At 68.1% G+C, this 16,697-nt stretch carries 14 protein-coding genes and 1 riboswitch; of the genes, 8 read left to right on the forward strand and 6 right to left on the reverse strand.

Annotated features, from left to right (window positions below; all coding sequences use genetic code 11):
- Nucleotides 1–2 precede the first annotated feature (2 nt).
- From TY25_RS28820 to TY25_RS28850, 7 genes are all read left to right on the forward strand, one after another.
- A complete protein-coding gene (locus tag TY25_RS28820) occupies nucleotides 3–1,484 on the forward strand; it encodes an aldehyde dehydrogenase family protein (RefSeq protein WP_042261193.1) in 1,482 nt (493 codons plus the stop codon).
- Nucleotides 1,485–1,546: 62 nt separating this feature from the next.
- Nucleotides 1,547–3,076: an APC family permease gene (locus tag TY25_RS28825; RefSeq protein ID WP_042261194.1), complete on the forward strand. Its 1,530-nt coding sequence runs from the start codon at nucleotides 1,547–1,549 to the stop codon at nucleotides 3,074–3,076.
- The gene (locus TY25_RS28830) at nucleotides 3,069–4,625 is read left to right on the forward strand and encodes a GMC family oxidoreductase (protein ID WP_042261195.1); all 1,557 of its coding nucleotides are present in this window, start codon (nucleotides 3,069–3,071) and stop codon (nucleotides 4,623–4,625) included. Before TY25_RS28825 ends, TY25_RS28830 begins: the two co-directional genes overlap by 8 nt.
- A gap of 7 nt (nucleotides 4,626–4,632) precedes the next feature.
- Complete coding sequence (locus tag TY25_RS28835; protein ID WP_042261196.1) at nucleotides 4,633–6,474, forward strand: putative nucleotidyltransferase substrate binding domain-containing protein; 1,842 nt, start codon at nucleotides 4,633–4,635, stop codon at nucleotides 6,472–6,474.
- A gap of 12 nt (nucleotides 6,475–6,486) precedes the next feature.
- Nucleotides 6,487–7,272, forward strand: coding sequence for an IclR family transcriptional regulator (locus tag TY25_RS28840; RefSeq protein WP_042261197.1), 786 nt, complete (start codon nucleotides 6,487–6,489; stop codon nucleotides 7,270–7,272).
- A 202-nt stretch (nucleotides 7,273–7,474) separates the two neighbouring features.
- Nucleotides 7,475–7,571: riboswitch (glycine riboswitch) on the forward strand.
- A gap of 42 nt (nucleotides 7,572–7,613) precedes the next feature.
- The gene (gene glyA, locus TY25_RS28845) at nucleotides 7,614–8,936 is read left to right on the forward strand and encodes a serine hydroxymethyltransferase (RefSeq protein WP_042261198.1); all 1,323 of its coding nucleotides are present in this window, start codon (nucleotides 7,614–7,616) and stop codon (nucleotides 8,934–8,936) included.
- Nucleotides 8,933–10,300, forward strand: a complete 1,368-nt coding sequence (locus TY25_RS28850; protein WP_042261199.1) for an L-serine ammonia-lyase — start codon at nucleotides 8,933–8,935, stop codon at nucleotides 10,298–10,300. Before glyA ends, TY25_RS28850 begins: the two co-directional genes overlap by 4 nt.
- A gap of 10 nt (nucleotides 10,301–10,310) precedes the next feature.
- Here TY25_RS28850 and TY25_RS28855 read toward each other — a convergent pair whose 3' ends face one another.
- From TY25_RS28855 to TY25_RS28880, 6 genes are all read right to left on the reverse strand, one after another.
- Nucleotides 10,311–11,537 (reverse strand): globin domain-containing protein, encoded by a 1,227-nt coding sequence (locus TY25_RS28855; protein WP_042261200.1) that lies wholly within the window; start codon nucleotides 11,535–11,537, stop codon nucleotides 10,311–10,313.
- Nucleotides 11,538–11,546: 9 nt separating this feature from the next.
- The gene (locus TY25_RS28860) at nucleotides 11,547–12,002 is read right to left on the reverse strand and encodes an RrF2 family transcriptional regulator (RefSeq protein WP_042261201.1); all 456 of its coding nucleotides are present in this window, start codon (nucleotides 12,000–12,002) and stop codon (nucleotides 11,547–11,549) included.
- Between the two features lie 162 nt (nucleotides 12,003–12,164).
- Entirely contained in the window at nucleotides 12,165–13,184 is a 1,020-nt protein-coding gene (locus tag TY25_RS28865; RefSeq protein WP_226887368.1) for an alpha/beta hydrolase, read from the reverse strand.
- Nucleotides 13,185–13,272: 88 nt separating this feature from the next.
- Entirely contained in the window at nucleotides 13,273–14,097 is an 825-nt protein-coding gene (locus TY25_RS28870; RefSeq protein ID WP_042261202.1) for an acyl-CoA thioesterase, read from the reverse strand.
- A gap of 57 nt (nucleotides 14,098–14,154) precedes the next feature.
- Complete coding sequence (locus tag TY25_RS28875) at nucleotides 14,155–15,033, reverse strand: ATP-grasp domain-containing protein (protein ID WP_042261203.1); 879 nt, start codon at nucleotides 15,031–15,033, stop codon at nucleotides 14,155–14,157.
- 54 nt (nucleotides 15,034–15,087) lie between these two features.
- Nucleotides 15,088–15,522: a nuclear transport factor 2 family protein gene (locus TY25_RS28880; protein ID WP_042261204.1), complete on the reverse strand. Its 435-nt coding sequence runs from the start codon at nucleotides 15,520–15,522 to the stop codon at nucleotides 15,088–15,090.
- A gap of 201 nt (nucleotides 15,523–15,723) precedes the next feature.
- Here TY25_RS28880 and TY25_RS28885 point away from each other — a divergent pair, with 201 nt between their 5' ends.
- Complete coding sequence (locus TY25_RS28885; RefSeq protein ID WP_042261206.1) at nucleotides 15,724–16,689, forward strand: alpha/beta hydrolase; 966 nt, start codon at nucleotides 15,724–15,726, stop codon at nucleotides 16,687–16,689.
- Nucleotides 16,690–16,697: the final 8 nt, after the last annotated feature.

A 16,697-nucleotide genomic window follows, 5' to 3' on the forward strand; every position in this document is an offset into this window, starting at 1 on the left:
AGATGAACGGTGATCCGGATCTGCTGATCGATGGTCGATGGACGCATGCCGAGGACGGCGGCGTGCGGCAGATCATCGATCCGGCCGACGGCTCGGTGGTGGCGACGGTGGACGAGGCCACCCCGCGCGACGCGCAGGCGGCCGTCGCCGCCGCCCGCGCGGCGTTCGACGCGGGTAGCTGGCCCGCGACGCCGGTCGCCGAGCGGGCGGCCCTGCTGCTGCGGATCGCCGATCTCCTGGCCCGCGACAAGGACCGGTTGGCCCGGCTGGAGACCGCGGACACCGGAAAGACCCTGGTGGAGAGCGAGATCGACATCGACGATGTGATCTCGGTGTTCCGCTACTACGCGAGCGCGATCGCGGTACAGGCCGACCGGCTGATCGACGTGGGCGATCCGGCGGTGCTCAGCCGCGTGGTGCGCGAGCCGATCGGCGTCTGTGTGCTCATCGCGCCGTGGAACTATCCGCTGCTCCAGATGTCGTGGAAGGTCGCGCCCGCGCTGGCCGCGGGCTGCACCATGGTGCTCAAGCCGAGCGAGGTCACCCCGCTGAGCACGATCGAATTCGCGCGGCTCGCGGAGGAGGCGGGGGTGCCCGCGGGGGTGCTGAACCTGGTCCAGGGCAGCGGTGCGGTGCTCGGTGCGGCGCTGACCGGCACTCCCGAGGTCGACTTCATCTCGTTCACCGGCGGTCTCGCGACCGGCCGCACGATCAGTAAGGTCGCCGCCGAGCACGTCACCAAGGTGGCGGTGGAGCTCGGCGGCAAGAATCCGCACCTGGTGTTCGCCGACGCCGACTGGGCGAGTTCGGTCGACCAGGTGCTGACCGGCGTGTTCCTGCATTCGGGGCAGGTCTGTTCGGCGGGCACCCGGTTGATCGTGGCGGAGACGATCGCCGACGATTTCGTCGCCGAGCTGGCGAGCCGGGCCGAGCGGATCCGGGTCGGCCCCGGCCTCGACCCGGCCAGCGAAACCGGTCCGCTGGTCTCCGAGCAGCACCGCGAGAAGGTGGAAGCCTATGTCGCGCTGGGTATCTCGGAGGGCGCCAAGCTGGTGACCGGCGGGGCGCGGCCGAGTGATCCGGCATTGCAGGCGGGCAGCTTCTACCTGCCGACGATCTTCGATCGCTGCGACCGGTCGATGCGCATCGTGCAGGAGGAGACCTTCGGCCCGATCCTGACGGTGGAACGCTTCCGCACCGAAGCCGAGGCGATCCGGCTCGGCAACGACACCGAGTACGGCCTGGCGGCCGGCGTGCGTACGTCGGATCCGGCCCGCGGCGAGCGGGTGGTACGCGCTTTGCGGCACGGCACGGTGTGGCTCAACGACTTCGGTTATTACACCGCCGCCGCGGAATGGGGCGGTTTCAAGAAATCCGGAAACGGGCGCGAGCTCGGCCCGACCGGCCTGGCCGAATACCAGGAAACAAAGCACATCTGGCACAACACGGCACCGAAGCCGGCGGAGTGGTTCAAGGGCGTCTGAGCACAAGTTGTAGATCTCGGCCGGACAGCCCGTACGGCCAACCGCGGAAGGCACGGTAGACAATGGTAGCCACGGAACGCAGTGTGTCCGATGACAGCGGAATGGAAGATTTCGGATACAAGGAATCACTCGATCGAAGTATCGGGAAATTCGCCAGCTTCGCGGCGGGCGTCAGTTATATCTCGATACTCACCGGCACCTTCCAGCTGTTCTATTTCGGATTCGGTAGCGCGGGTCCGGCGTATCTGTGGTCGTGGCCCATCGTTTTCGTCGGGCAGTTGGCGGTCGCACTGTGTTTCATGGAACTCGCCGCGCGCTACCCGGTCGCCGGGTCGGTCTACAACTGGTCCAAGCAACTCGGCAGCAGAATCGTAGGCTGGTCCTCGGGCTGGTTGATGCTGACCGCCTCGATCGTGACGCTGGCCGCGGTGGTGCTGGCGCTGCAGCTGAACCTGCCGCGACTGTGGAGCGGTTTCCAGATCATCGGCGACGGCACCGGTGAATACGACTACGCCACCAACGCGGTGTTGCTCGGGACGATCATGATCGTGTTCACCACCACGGTGAACGCGCTCGGCGTGCGGCTGATGGCGATGATCAACAGCGCGGGCGTGTTCATCGAACTGATCGCGGCGGTGCTGATCGCGATCATCTTGGCGGCCAACGCGACTCGTGGCCCGCAGGTGTTCTTCTCCACGCACGGTTACGGCGCGGGTGAGGCCGGTGGTTACCTCGGTGCGTTCCTCGTGGCCTCGCTCGCCTCCGGGTACGTGATGTACGGCTTCGACACCGCGAGTTCGCTGGGGGAGGAGACCGTGGAACCGCGGCGCACGGCGCCCAAGGCGATCCTGCGGGCGGTGCTGGCCTCGTTCGTGATCGGCGGGGCGATCCTGGCGTTCGCGGTGATGGCGGCGCCCGATCTGGCCGATCCGCAGATCGGCAGCTCCAGCGGTGGCCTGCAATACATTGTGGAACAGGTGATGTGGGGCCCGCTGGGCACGATCTTCCTGTGCTGCATCGTGATCGCGGTGACGGTGTGCTCGCTGGCCGTGCACACCGCCGCCATCCGGCTGACCTTCGCGATGGCCCGGGACAACGCGTTGCCGTTCGGCGAGAAGCTGGCCCGGGTGCATCCGAAGACGCAGACGCCGGTGATCCCCGCGGTCCTGATCGGTGTGCTCGCCGCGTTGATCCTGGTGGTCAACATCGGCCAGCCGAAGATCTTCACGGTGCTGACCTCGATCGCGATCATCATGATCTATCTGGCCTACCTGATGGTGACCGGACCGATGCTGAGCCGGCGGTTGCGCGGGCAGTGGCCGCCGAAAGAGCTTGCCGCGGGCGGGTATTTCACGATGGGACGCTGGGGCGTGGTGGTCAATATCGTCGCCGTGGTCTGGGGTGTCGGCATGGCGTTGAACCTGGCTTGGCCGCGCCGATCCGTCTACGGCACACCTTGGTACAACACCTGGGGTGCGTTCGTCTATATCGGTGCGATCCTGGCGGCCGGGCTCGTCTGGTACGGGATCAAGGGCCGCAAACGAATCGGAACGCTTGCTGCACACGCCGCGGAGGTGCGCCACGATGTCTGACTCGGTGTTCGACTATGTGATCGCGGGTGGCGGTACCGCGGGTTGCGTGCTCGCCGCCCGGCTCAGCGCGGACCCCGACGTGTCGGTGTGCTTGCTGGAGGCGGGCCCCTCCGACGTCGGCGACCGGGCCATCCTCGAACTCGACCGGTGGATGCATCTGCTGGACTCCGGCTACGACTGGGACTACCTGGTCGAGCCGCAGGAACGCGGGAACAGTTTTCTGCGGCATGCCCGCGCGAAGGTGCTCGGCGGATGTTCCTCGCACAACTCCTGTATCGCGTTCTGGCCGCCCGCGGAGGGTTTGGACGAGTGGGCCGCGCTCGGCGCGAAGGGCTGGAGTGCGGCCGAGGTGCTGCCCTACGTGACGCGATTGGAGAACAACGACGCCCCCGGCCCGCAGCACGGCCGCACCGGCCCGGTCCGGCTGCGCGATGTGCCGCCCGTTGACCCCTGCGGGCAGGCGGTGCTGGAAGCGGCTGCGGCGGTGGGCTTGCCGACCGTGCAGTTCAACCGGGGCGCCACCGTGCGCAACGGCGCGGGATGGTTCCAGATCAATGCGGCGGAAGACGGTACGCGCATGTCGACATCGCACGCGTACTTGCATCCCGTGCTGGATTCGCGCCCGAATCTGGTGGTGCGCACCGATTGCTGGGTCAGCGAGATCCTGTTCGACGACGCGCGCAACGCGACCGGTGCGCGGTATCAGCGGCCCGATCGCACCGGCTACGACAGTGTTTCGGCCCGGCGTGAGGTCGTCGTCACCGCCGGCGCCATCGATACCCCGAAACTGTTGTTGCTCTCCGGCATCGGCCCCGCCGAGCACCTGCGCGAGATCGGCATTCCGGTGCGGGTCGACGCACCGGGCGTGGGCGCCAACCTCGACGACCATGTCGAGGGACTGGTGTTCTGGGAGGCGGCGCGGCCGATGGTCGACGCGTCCACCCAGTGGTGGGAGATCGGTCTGTTCGCCACCACCGACGACACCCTGCGCCTGCCGGACGTGATGATGCATTACGGCAGCGTGCCGTTCGATATGAACACGCTGCGCCACGGCTATCCGACCACCGACAACGGCTTCTGCCTGACGCCCAACGTCACCCAGGGCCGCTCGCGGGGCACGGTGCGGTTGCGCAGCAGGGATTTCCGGGACCGGCCGAAGGTCGATCCGCGCTACTTCACCGACCCCGACGGCCACGACGAGCGGGTCATGCTCGCCGGAATCCGGTTGGCGCGCAAGATCGCCGAGCAGTCGCCGCTGCGGCCGTGGATCGCCAGGGAACTGGCACCGGGACCCGAGGCGAGCACCGACGACGAACTGCTGAGCTATATCCACGCCACGCACAACACGGTCTATCACCCGGCCGCAACCGCCAGGATGGGCGCGCCGGAGGACCCGATGGCGGTGCTCGATTCCGAGCTACGGGTGAAGGGGGTGTCGCGATTACGGGTGGTGGACGCGTCGGCGATGCCGAAATTGCCCGCGGTGAACCCGAACATTACTGTCATGGCCATGGCGGAGAAGTGCGCGGATCTCATCAGGGCGACGTGAGCCGGAAATGCCTGCGGAGGGCGAACTAGCGGCGTTCCTCGGCGGACACGCGCCGTTCCAGTCGATGCCGCGCGCCGAACTCGACCGGTTGGCCGCGGCCTCGACCCTGCACGAATTCGCGGCGGGCGCCGTGATCCGCGACTACTCGACGCAGGTGCCCGACGAGATCTGGATGCTGTGGCAGGGGCGGGTCGCGCTGCGGCCCAGCGGCGGCGCCGACGGTGATCGCGCCATCGACACCGTCGAGCGCGGCGGGATCTTCGGCTACGTGCCGCTGCTCACCGGCGGCAGCGCCGAATTCGTCGCGCTGGCAATCGAACCGAGTCTGCTGATCCGGCTGCCGGGCGAACTGGTCCGGGTGTGGTTCGCGCAACCGGACGGACTCGCGTTCCTGGCCTCGTCGAACTGGAAGACTTGGTCCGGCAACCGCGCCGCGGTCTCGCCGGCGCTCGGCAGCCGGCCGGCCGGTGAACTCGTCTCGAGCGCACCGGTTTTCGTGACGCCGCAGACCAGCGTTCGCGACGCGGTGGTCCGGATGACCGAGCGGCACGTCTCGTCGGTGCTGATCCGGTTGCCCGACGGCGACTTCGGCATCTTCACCGACCAGGATCTGCGCGCCCGGGTGGTGGCGGCGGGACTACCGGTCGACGTGGCGATCGCGCGGGTGATGAGCGCGCCGGCGCGCCGGGTCACCGCGGACCTGACCGGCGAGGCCGTGCTGATGGAGATGCTCGACTGCGGATTGCGGCACCTGCCGGTCGTCACCCGGCGGGGCGAGGTGCTCGGCGTGCTCGAGGATTCGGATCTGCTCGCGGCCTCGGCCCGGCAGAGTTTCACGCTGCGCCGGGCCATCGGCGCGGCGACCGACCCGGCGCAGTTGCAATGGGTGGCCCGCGAAATCCCGGGTACCACCGTGGATCTGTTCCGCAACGGCACCAAAGCGTCCGCGACGAGCGGCATCCTGTCGGTGGTGGTCGATGCGGTGATCCGCAAGGCGCTAGAGCTCGCCCGCGCCGAGTTCGCGGACGCGCCCGCCGGTGGATTCTCCTGGCTGACCCTCGGCAGCATCGCCCGGCGCGAGGCGATGCCGTCCTCGGATGTGGACAGCGCGCTCTGCTGGGTCGACGAGTTGTCCACCGCGAGTGGACAACTGCGCGCAATCGCACAGCGCACCCACGCCATCCTCGACGCGTGCGGGTTACCGGCGGACAGCAACGGGGCGATCGCCGCCAAACCGAAATTCGCGCGGTCACAGCGCGAATGGACGACGGCTGCGGCCCATTGGCTCGACGACCCGCTGCACGGGCGGGGTCTCATCATGTCCTCGCTGCTCATCGACGGACGCGTGGTGTGGGGCGATCCCCGGCTGCGTGCGGTGCCCGCGGCCTTCGGACGGATGGCCGCCGAGCATCCCGACGCGTTGCGCCTGCAATTGCTGGACGCGTTGTCCGGGAAGGTTCGTGCCCGGTCGCTGCGGGATGTGCTCTCGCGGCGCGGCGGCACGTTCGATCTGAAGACGCACGCGCTGGTGCCCATCGTCAACCTGGCCCGCTGGGGCGGTCTCGCCGCGGGCCTGACCGCCGCGAGCACACCCGAGCGGCTCAGCGCGGCCGCCGCGGCCGGGGTGCTCACCGAACGCGACGCCACCGTGCTCACCGAGGTTTTCGTGACGTTGCAGCGCATGCGGATGGTGCATCAGGTCGGGCAGTTGTCCGCGGGCCACCACCCCGGCGACGTGGTGCTGATGTCGGAGCTGTCGCCGCTGAATCGGAGCCTGCTCAACGAGGCGCTGCGCGAGACAGCCGCCGTGCAGCGACGTGTCCGTGTTCGCGCAGCAACCTCGGCTTAGAATGGCGGTGTCATGGCGAATCGAGACGGCGAGGAACGAGGGCGGGCGGCCGCGGTGCAGTCCGTCGATCGCGCCCTGCTCGTGATGGAGATCATCGCCAAGCTCGGGCAGGCCGGCGTCACGGAGATCGCCGCCGAACTGGGCGTGCACAAATCTACCGTGTCGCGATTGGTCGCCGTGCTGGAATCGCGCGGCTACGTCGAGCAGCTCTCCGATCGGGGCAAGTACCGGCTCGGCTTCTCCATCGTCCGGCTCGCCGGATCCACCAGCGCCCAGGTCGATCTCGTCGGGCAGAGCCAGGGCGCGTGCAACGCGCTGGCCGCCGAATCGGGGGAGACCACGAATATTGCTGTGCTGGACGGTGATCGGATCATCAACATCGTCGAGGCCGCGGGTACCGGCTCGATCGCGTTGCGCTCCTGGGTCGGGCAGAGCTGCCCGGCGCACGCCACGTCCAGTGGCAAGGTGCTGCTGTCTGGTCTGGAACCGGCGGACATGCGCAAGCGGGTGGGCACCAAACTGACGGCCTACACGCCGCATACCGTCACCAAGGTCGCGGACCTGGCGACCCAGCTGGTCGAGGTCCGCGAGAACGGCTGGGCCAGCGTGTGCGAGGAGCTCGAGATCGGGTTGAACGCGGTGGCCGCGCCGGTCCTGGACAACAACGGCGTGATCGTCGCCGCGCTGAGCGTGTCCGGCCCGTCCTACCGGCTCGGTCCGGACCGGTTCGCCGCGATGGCCGAACTGGCGATCGCGAGCGCCGCGGACATCAGCCGCAGGCTCGGCTACTACGGCTGACGAACCACGCTTTCCGGATGCGCTCCGGCGTTGACAACGCGCGCGCTCGCCGACAATACTGAGTCCCATATAGGGCAGTTGTTGCGCTATATGCAACAACTGCATAATCGCCTCACACGCGGCGGGAGATCTCCATCTTCGTGACGGAGAGCCGAAGGAGCAACACCTCCCGGGAATCTCTCAGGCCCAGTACCGCCGCGCCTCGGGCAACTCTGAAAAGTAGTGTCCGCACCGACACTCGCCGACGGGGCAAGCGCGGTCCGCGTGAATCTCTCAGGCCATAGGACAGAGCGGGAGGAGCCACACCCACGCGCGCGACCCGCGTCGACGAAAGGCTCCCTATGGCAGACCCGGCTCTCCGCACCGACCTCGACGTGCCGCTGCACGAATTCGATCCGCTCGTCGCCGAATTGGTCGGCCGCGAACTCGGCAGGCAGCAGCACGGCCTGGAAATGATCGCCTCGGAGAACTACGCACCCCTGGCCGTCATGCAGGCGCAGGGCACGGTGCTGACCAACAAGTACGCCGAGGGTTATCCGGGCCGCCGCTACTACGGCGGATGCGAGCACGTCGACGAGCTGGAGTCGCTCGCGCTCACCCGGCTGCGCGCGCTGTTCGGCGCGGAATACGCCAACGTGCAACCACATTCGGGGGCGCAGGCGAATGCGGCGGTGATGCACGCGTTGCTGCGTCCCGGCGATCGCATCCTCGGGCTGGCGCTGGACCACGGTGGTCACCTCACCCACGGCATGAAGATCAACTTCTCCGGGCGGCTGTACGACGTTGCGGCGTACCATGTTCGGGCCGAAGACCAGCTGATCGACATGGCGGAGGTGGCGCGGCTCGCGCGCGAGCATCGGCCGAAGCTGATCGTGGCGGGCTGGTCGGCCTATCCCCGGCACCTCGACTTCGCCGAGTTCCGGCGCATCGCCGACGAGGTCGGCGCGTACCTGATGGTCGACATGGCGCATTTCGCCGGCTTGGTCGCGGCCGGATTGCATCCCTCGCCCGTGCCACACGCGCACGTGGTCACCTCGACCACGCACAAGACCCTGGGCGGCCCGCGCGGCGGATTCATCCTCGCCACCGCCGAATTGGGCAAGAAGCTCGATTCCGCGGTGTTCCCCGGCCAGCAGGGCGGGCCGCTCGAGCATGTGATCGCGGCGAAGGCGGTCGCGTTCAAGATGGCGGCCGAGCCGGCCTTCCGCGACCGCCAGGAACGCACCCTGACGGGTGCGCGGCTGCTCGCGGACCGGCTGCTCGCCGAGGACTGCCGCGCCGCCGGTATCGGACTGGTCAGCGGTGGCACCGACGTACACCTGGTGCTGGTGGATCTGCGCGCCGCCGAGCTGGATGGCAAACAGGCCGAGGATCTGCTGCACAGCGTGGGAATCACGGTGAATCGCAACGCCGTTCCGTTCGACCCGCGCCCGCCGATAGTCAGCTCCGGCCTCCGGATCGGCACGCCTGCGCTGGCCGCGCGCGGTTTCGACCGCGCGGCCTTCGTCGAGGTCGCCGATATCATCGCGACGGCCCTGCGGGTGGGGCGGCCCTGGCGCGAATTCAGCGTGCGGGTGGAGGTCTTGACGCAGAAATTCCCGCTCTATGCCGGGATGCGCCAGCACCTCCCGTCGGCCACCGACGCCGCGCGGGAGCTCGCGTGACCATCAGCGTCTTCGACCTGTTCAAGGTCGGCATCGGTCCGTCGAGTTCGCACACCGTCGGGCCGATGCGCGCCGCGGGTGCGTTCGTCGATCGGTTGAAAGGCACCGGCGTGCTGCACGATACGGCCGCGCTGCGGGTGCTGCTGTACGGCTCGCTCGGCGCGACCGGACGGGGCCACGGCAGCGTGGAGGCGATCGTGGCCGGACTGGCCGGGGCCCGTCCGGAGTCCGTCGATCCGGACACGATGCGCGATATCGTGGCCGAGGCGCGCGCCGACGCGCGGATTTATCTCGGTGGGGCGCAACCGATCTCGTTCGCGATGGACGAGGACATCGAGCTGCTGGCGCGTACCAGGCTGCCGTTCCACACCAACGGCATGCTGTTCGCCGCCCGTGATGCGGTGGGACGGGTACTGCTCGAATGCCGGTACTACTCGATCGGCGGCGGCTTCGTCCTGGACGAGGACGAGATCGACGGCCGTGCGGCCGAAACGCCGGTGGAGGTGCCCTACCCGTTCGGGTCGGCGGACGAATTGCTCTCGCTCACCGCGGCCACCGGCCGATCCATCAGCGAACTCGTCCTGGCCAACGAAATGACCAGGCGCAGCGGCGATCAGGTGCGCGCGGATCTGCTCGCCATCTGGGCGGTCATGCAGGGGTGCGTCGAGCGCGGCATGTCGAGCACCGGGGTGCTGCCGGGCACGCTGCGGGTGCGCCGCCGCGCCGCGACCCTGTTCGACCGGCTGCGCGCCGAAGCCGAGGACAACGATCCGCTGCGCGCGATGGAATGGGTCACGCTGTACGCGATGGCCGTCAACGAGGAGAACGCCGCGGGCGGGCGGGTCGTCACCGCGCCGACGAACGGCGCCGCGGGGATCATTCCGGCTGTGCTGCACTACATTCAGCAGTTCGTCACCGATGCCGAGGACAGGGTGGTCGAGTTCTTGCTCACCGCGGGCGCGATCGGCCAGCTGATGAAGGAGAACGCGTCGATCTCCGGCGCCGAGGTGGGGTGCCAGGGCGAGGTCGGTTCCGCGTGCGCGATGGCCGCCGCCGGACTCGCCGCCGTGCTCGGCGGCACCCCGGCACAGATCGAGAACGCCGCCGAGATCGGCATGGAACACAACCTCGGCTTGACCTGCGATCCCATCGGTGGCCTCGTGCAGATCCCGTGCATCGAACGCAACGGCATCGCGGCCGTGAAAGCGATCACCGCGGCGCGCATGGCGATTCGCGGCGACGGGCACCACCACGTCTCGCTCGATCAGGTCATCCAGACCATGCGCGCCACCGGGGCGGACATGCTCGACAAATACAAGGAGACCTCGCAGGGCGGCTTGGCTGTCGCCGTCGTCGAGTGCTGAGCGGCGCGCGCTATTCGCCGAGCAGCCAGTCATTGGGTGCGAAGGATTCGAAATGCACTCGGCCGGAGGGTATCCGGGCGGCCAGTAACTGCGCGCGCACGGACCGCAGGAAGGCGTGGCCGCCGCACAGGTAGTAGTCCGCGTCGTCCGGCAATGCGATGTCGGTGAGGTCGACGCGACCGTGTCCCTCGTCCTGATACCAGGTGTGCAGGCGGACGTTTCGAAGTCCGTCGCACAGCGCACGGACGCGCTCGCGGAGTGGATGGTCGGCGGCGGAACGGTCGGCGTGCAGCACGATGGTGGGCCGGTCCGGTGTGTTGGCGGCCAAATAGGCCACGATGCCCGCCATGGGCGTGATGCCGACTCCGGCCGAGATCAGCACCACGGGGGTGTCGGCGGCGGTGTCGAGGGTGAGATCGCCGAAGGGCAAGGTGATCTCGAGGCGATCGCCGACGCCGATGGTGTCGTGCAGCCAGGACGAGACCTCACCCGCGGGGGCGTCCGGCTCGGCTGCGACCATGCGAACCGTGAAGGCGTAGCGGCCGGTGCCGGGCGCCTCGACCAGACTGTACTGACGGAGCTGGCGCGCACCGTCTGGCAGGTCCGCGCCGACCGAAATATAGCTGCCCGGAAGGAAAACCGGCAGCGCACGCCCGCGGTCGGCCGATTCGACGACGAAAGTCACCACGCCGGACGGATCCTCGATGCGATCGACCACGACGGTGCGGCGGAAGACGTCGCCCGGCGCGACCCCGGCCACGTCGTAGAGCCCCGCTTCCAAGTCGATGAGGGCGGTGGCCATCAGCCAGTAGACGCGGTCCCAGGCCGCCGCGACCGCCTCGGTCACCACCTCCGGGCCGAGCACCTCGACGATGGCGGCGAACAGGTGCCGGTGCACGACGTCGTACTGAGCCGCGGTGACGCCGAGCGAGGCGTGCCGGTGCCCGATGCGCGAGAGCAGGTCGACCGGGTGCGGCAGCTCCGGGTCGACCAGATGCCGGGCGAAGGTGACGATGGACGAGGCCAGCGCGCGCTGCTGGGTGCCCTGCGCCTGGTTACCGCGATTGAACAGATCGCGGCCGAGCTCCGGGTGTGCGGCGAACATCTTGCGATAGAACAGCGGCGTGATCGCGTCGATCCGGGTGCCGATCAGCGGCAGCGTAGCGCGGATCACCGCCTGGTGAGCGGGTTCCAGTTCCGGGGCGATATCGCTGGGCGAACCGGTCGCGGTGGGCATGGCTTCTCCTCAATTCTCTTGCCCGGGCAGGGCAATGGCGGGCAGGTGCAGCAACTCGACGATGCGGGGGCTCACCAGATCGGCGAGGTGGTAGTTGTCCAGCTCGCGATAGAACGCTTCTTTCGCGTCCTGGAGAACTCGTCGCAAACGACAATTGGCCGCCAATGGGCACGGAGGTTCGCCGAGGCATTTCACCACTTCGGCATCGCCTTCGAGGGCGCGGATGATCTGCCCGACGGTGGCGGCCCGGCCGGCCTCGGTGAGGAAAATTCCGCCGCCGCGCCCGCGATAGGAGGCGACGAAGCCGAGTCCGGCGAGTCGCGATACCGCTTTCGCTACCTGGTGCTCCGAGGAATCAACCTGTCGGGCAACGAGTTTGGCGGTAACGCGATGGTCGGCCGAGCCGCTGACCGCCAGCCGCATCATGGTCCGCAGGGCGAGATCGGTGGACCGGGCGAGCTGCATGACTTCACGGTACGTAATCGCGCGGGGAAAAAGCGCGTGCGGCGGGTGTGCTGTTTAATACGCGGCTGCGCGCCGATTATGTAAGCCAGGCCACAATCGGGGAGTGAACCCGGTGCTCCGCGCAGCAATTCCAGCTATTGCGGAGCACCCGGGCAAGGTAGGTCAGCCGATCCCGATCGACTGTGCCAGGAAAGGCCATGACGTGCGCAGATCGTCTTCCCAATAGCCCCACGAATGGGTGCCCACCGGGCGGTCGTCGAAGGTCACCGGAATGTTCAACTCGCGCAAGCGGTTCGTCAGATTCACCGTGCAGTAGTGGATCGCCGCCTCGATCGGTCCGCCGAACGCGATCTGCACCGGCAACGGAATTCGGCCTTCTTGCACCCGGCGATCGCCAGGGGTGTCGTGCGGAGCCGCGGCGATACCGCTACCCGAGCTCAGGTAAACCGCTGTGCCACGCAAACGTTCGGCGTTGACGAGCGGGTCGTTGGCGCGCCACAGTGGTCCGTTGCGCGGACCCCACATGTTCTCGACGCTTTGACCGCCACCCCAGTTCTCCACCGTGAGCCGGACGAATTCCTGGCCGATCGGGTCCGAGGTCTGCGCGCACCCGCTGTAGGAAGCCACGCTGTTCCAGAAGCCGGGTTTGGCGATCGCCAGGTTCAGCACCGAGGTCCCGCTCATCGAAACACCGGCGAGGGTGCGAGTTCCGTTGGCGCCCAGGAACTCTTCGATCACCGGCGGCAATTCCTCGTTCAGGAACGTCTGCCATTTGTTGTCACCGAGCACCGCGTCCGCGCGGACCCAGTCGGTGTAATAGGAATTCGCGCCACCGAAGGGCGTGACGACATTGACGTCTTTACCGCGCAGAAAACTCACCGCGTCGGTCTGCACATCCCAGCCGCTCTCGTTCGGGCCGCCGCCGGAACCGTTGAGCAGATACATCGTGGGCCGCGGGGTCGCCCGGTCGACGGCCCGGATGACCTGGATCGGGATCGGGCGGTCCATCGCGGGCGAATACACCATGACGGTCTGCTGCCGATCGTTGACATCCGTTACCGACACGATGCCCGCCGGTGCGGCGGTCGCGGTGCCGACCGCGCCGGTCAGACCGGCCGTGGTCAGGGTGGTGGCCAGTGCCCAGCGCAGGGCGCTTCGTCGTATCCATCGCCGTGATCTCAAATCGTGGATGCTCTCGTAGCTGCCGCCGTGCACAGCGGCATTACCAGGGATTCGCGCCGCTCGGGCCGCCGGTTTGGTCGGCGGCGAGTCAGTCCTTGAAATACGCGAGCTGGTGGCTCGTGGCCAGCAGCGCCCCGCCGGGTGTCCACAGTTCCGCGGCGTGATCGAAGAAGCCGTTGCCGAAGCGGCGGCCGCGCGCGGTGGCGAGGATCGGCTGGTCGGCCTGCGTGGCGAGCAGTTCGTCGTCGGCGTGGAAGTACACCGTCAGCGAGACCGTGCCTGCCGGGACGAACCGGCCGATGCGCAGCATCACCCGCGGAAAGAACACGTCGGTCAGTGCGGTCAGCGCCGGATAGTCCAGCGGCCGCGGCGGATGATCGCGCACCCACAGGGTGGACGTCGAGGACGGCAGGGCGTCGCCCTCCGCCGCGACGAGACCGCCCGTGACGAAACGCATGTCGTAGTTCTTCACCCAGGCCAGGAAGTCCGGCACCGGTCCCGGCGGCACCGTGGCCGCGGGCGGTGCCTGCGGTGCGACGGCCTCGGTGTGCTGCCAGGTCTGCCGCCGGATACCGAAGAGTGCGGTGGCTGTGGTGGCGACGACGCCGTCCTGGGTGATCGTCAGCGTCCAGTGCTGGGTGGTCCGGTTCGTGCGGGCCGGTATCGCGCTGACCTCGAACGGGCCCTCGGCGATCGGCCCCGCGTAGTTCACGGTGAGCGACAACGGCGCGCCGAGACACTCCGGATGCCGCTGCACCGCCCGGATCAACGTGGCGGCGGTGATTCCCCCGAACGGCCCGACCATATTCGCGTACTCCGGCGTGGTCCGCCCGGTGAACGTCGCCTCATCGATGGGCGTGAGCTCGACGGCGGCGTCGAAGGGATGCTGGGTGACAACGCGAGTTTGACTCATAGTGGCCCCAGCGTATCTATTCATCGACGGTGCGGGGACTCTGCGCGTGCCTGCTGATCATCGTGGGGCGTTGAGCAACGGCGCGAGGAGTCGTTCCGGGGGGACGCCGGCGGGCAGGTCGGAGACTTGGCCGTCGCCGACCTCGACGACACGCCAGACGCCGTCTGTTCGCATGGCGAGGTCGGTGGTGACGAAACGGGCGGGCAGTTGCTCGACGTGCGGGGCGATGTGGGCGAGCGCGGGTTCCGGGTGCTCGTCGGGGGTGTCGGGGTGTGCGCCGACCAGCAGTGGTTTGCCGTCCAGCCACCACACCCGGGCCTCCGGCGCTCGGTGTGTGCTGGAGCCGAAGGATTCGAATGCGCGCAGGACTATGCCGCCGGCGAGGTACTTTTCTTGTTCGGCGACGAAGGCGGCGACGACTCGCTGCACGCGGGGGATATCGGTGAGATCCGGGATGTAGCAGGCTTTTTCCCACCGGTGTTTGGCGGATTTCACGTAGTCCTTCACAATTCCCGGCCCGTTGCCGAGCGGGGCCGCCAACTCGGCGAGCGCGGCAGCGTCGGGGACGCGGCCCCACGGGCCCGGCAGCCATCGGCTCGCGGGCGTCACGGCGGCGAATGTTGGGTACCAGCCGGGTAATTCGTGTGCCGTCCGATAGGTCGCGGCGTCGACGATCAGCGGCGTGCCGCGAGCGGCGAGTGCCTCGGCCAAAACCGCGTAGGCGAGCGCGGGAATCATCCAGCCGCGATACCAAGCGGGGCCGCTATCGCGCGGGACCTTGCGCACCGCCGCCGCGGTGTCCCCGCTCAGCAGCGCGTCCAGATCGAGCAGGCCGACCGTCGCGCCGAGTTCGCGTGCGGCCAGCGTTTCTGCCGCGAAGTGCGGATCCGTGCGGCGCGGAGCGAGGGGATCGGCGCAGGACAACAGGCTGAGCATGTTGCCATCATCCTGCGCATACCGGAACCGGCAAACCGCTTTTCGATTCCGAGGCTAGCCGGAGCAGGCAGCGGTGATCGCCGCGGTGTCCCAGTAGAAGGGGTTGACTTCGGTGATTCGACCGTCGTCTACGGTAATCGTTTGCAGTATGGGAAATTCCAACTCTCGACCCGTCCTGCGGGACCTGGCGTGCACGTGGGTCCGGACGACGAGCGGGTTCGACTCGGACAGGAACACTTGGCTTTTCAGCTCGAAGCGGTCCCAGGTCGCACTCATGGCGCGGAAGAATTGGTCGAGCCCCGCGTGTCCGCGCCAGATTCCGCCGTACGGGAGCGAATCCGCCTGCCGGAGCACGACATCCGCCGCGAAGAACGGTTCGAGCGTGCTGAACGACGCCGTGCCGGGACCGCCGGCGGCGAAGTACTCGGCCTCGGCCGCGTACATGCGCTCTAGTACGAGTCGGGGTGCGGAGGTGAACGATGTGGTCATGGACTCACTATCGATCCGACACCCGCGGACTGCTGGCGGCAATCGGACGACGCCATGCTCTTGATCATTACCTAGGGCGGAAACTGTCCTAGGTGGGTTCTACGGTGGACTTCATACCGATGGTCACCAGCATTCGGTCCGCCGCACCGGCGTGCGGACTGTGGGACTGCCGGTCCACTCATTGAGAAAGGATCGACGATCATGGGCATTTCCGAAGCCGCCGACCGGGCGGACACCTTCGTCGCGCACAAGTTCGAGGAGCAGCTCGTGGACCTCGGGGAGATCCGCATGAACTATGTCGCCGAGGGTGACCCTGCGTCGCCTGCGCTGCTGTTGATCCCCGCGCAGGGCGAGTCCTGGTGGGGATATGAGAACGCAATCAGCCTGCTGGCGAACGAATTTCGGGTCTTCGCTATCGATCTGCGCGGGCAGGGGCGGTCCACCTGGACGCCCGGCCGGTACAACCTCAACACCTGGGGCAACGATGTCGAGCGATTCATCGACCTCGTGATCGGACGGCCGACTCTGGTGGCGGGCAACTCTTCTGGCGGAGTGATCGCTGCTTGGCTGGCCGCGTACGCTCAACCGGGGCGGATTCGTGGCGCGATGCTCGAGGATCCGCCGCTGTTCGCCTCGCAAGCGGCACCGCCCTATGGTCCCGGCATCATGCAGACCCTCGGCCCGATTTTCGCGTTGTGGGCCAAATGGCTCGGACCGCAATGGTCGGTCGGGGACTGGGACGGCATGGTCGCCGCCGCGCCGCGGGAACTGCCCGAGTTCCTGCATCCGGGTATCGCTTTCATGTTCGGCGACGGCACCGGCAAGGGTGCCGCGGCCACGCCGCCGCAGCATCTGAAGGAGTACGACCCCGAATGGGCGCAGGCCTGGGCCACCGACGCCGCCAACGCGGGCTGCGACCACGCCACGATGCTCGCGCAGAACAGGGTGCCGGTCCTGCTGACCCACCACTTCCACCTGACCGACCCGGACACCGGCCGGCTCATGGGCGCGATGGCCGATGTCCAGGCGCGGCAAGCCCGTCGCCTGCTGGCGGCGACCGGTCAACCGGTCACCTTCACCTCGCTCGACGCGCCGCACACGATGCACGATCCCGAGCCGGACCGATACGTCGAGGTGCTCACGGAGTGGGCGTCCGCGCTGGACTGACCGGGCCT

This window comes from Nocardia brasiliensis NBRC 14402 (genome assembly GCF_000308475.2).
In the GTDB taxonomy this organism is placed as follows: Bacteria; Actinomycetota; Actinomycetes; order Mycobacteriales; family Mycobacteriaceae; genus Nocardia; species Nocardia brasiliensis.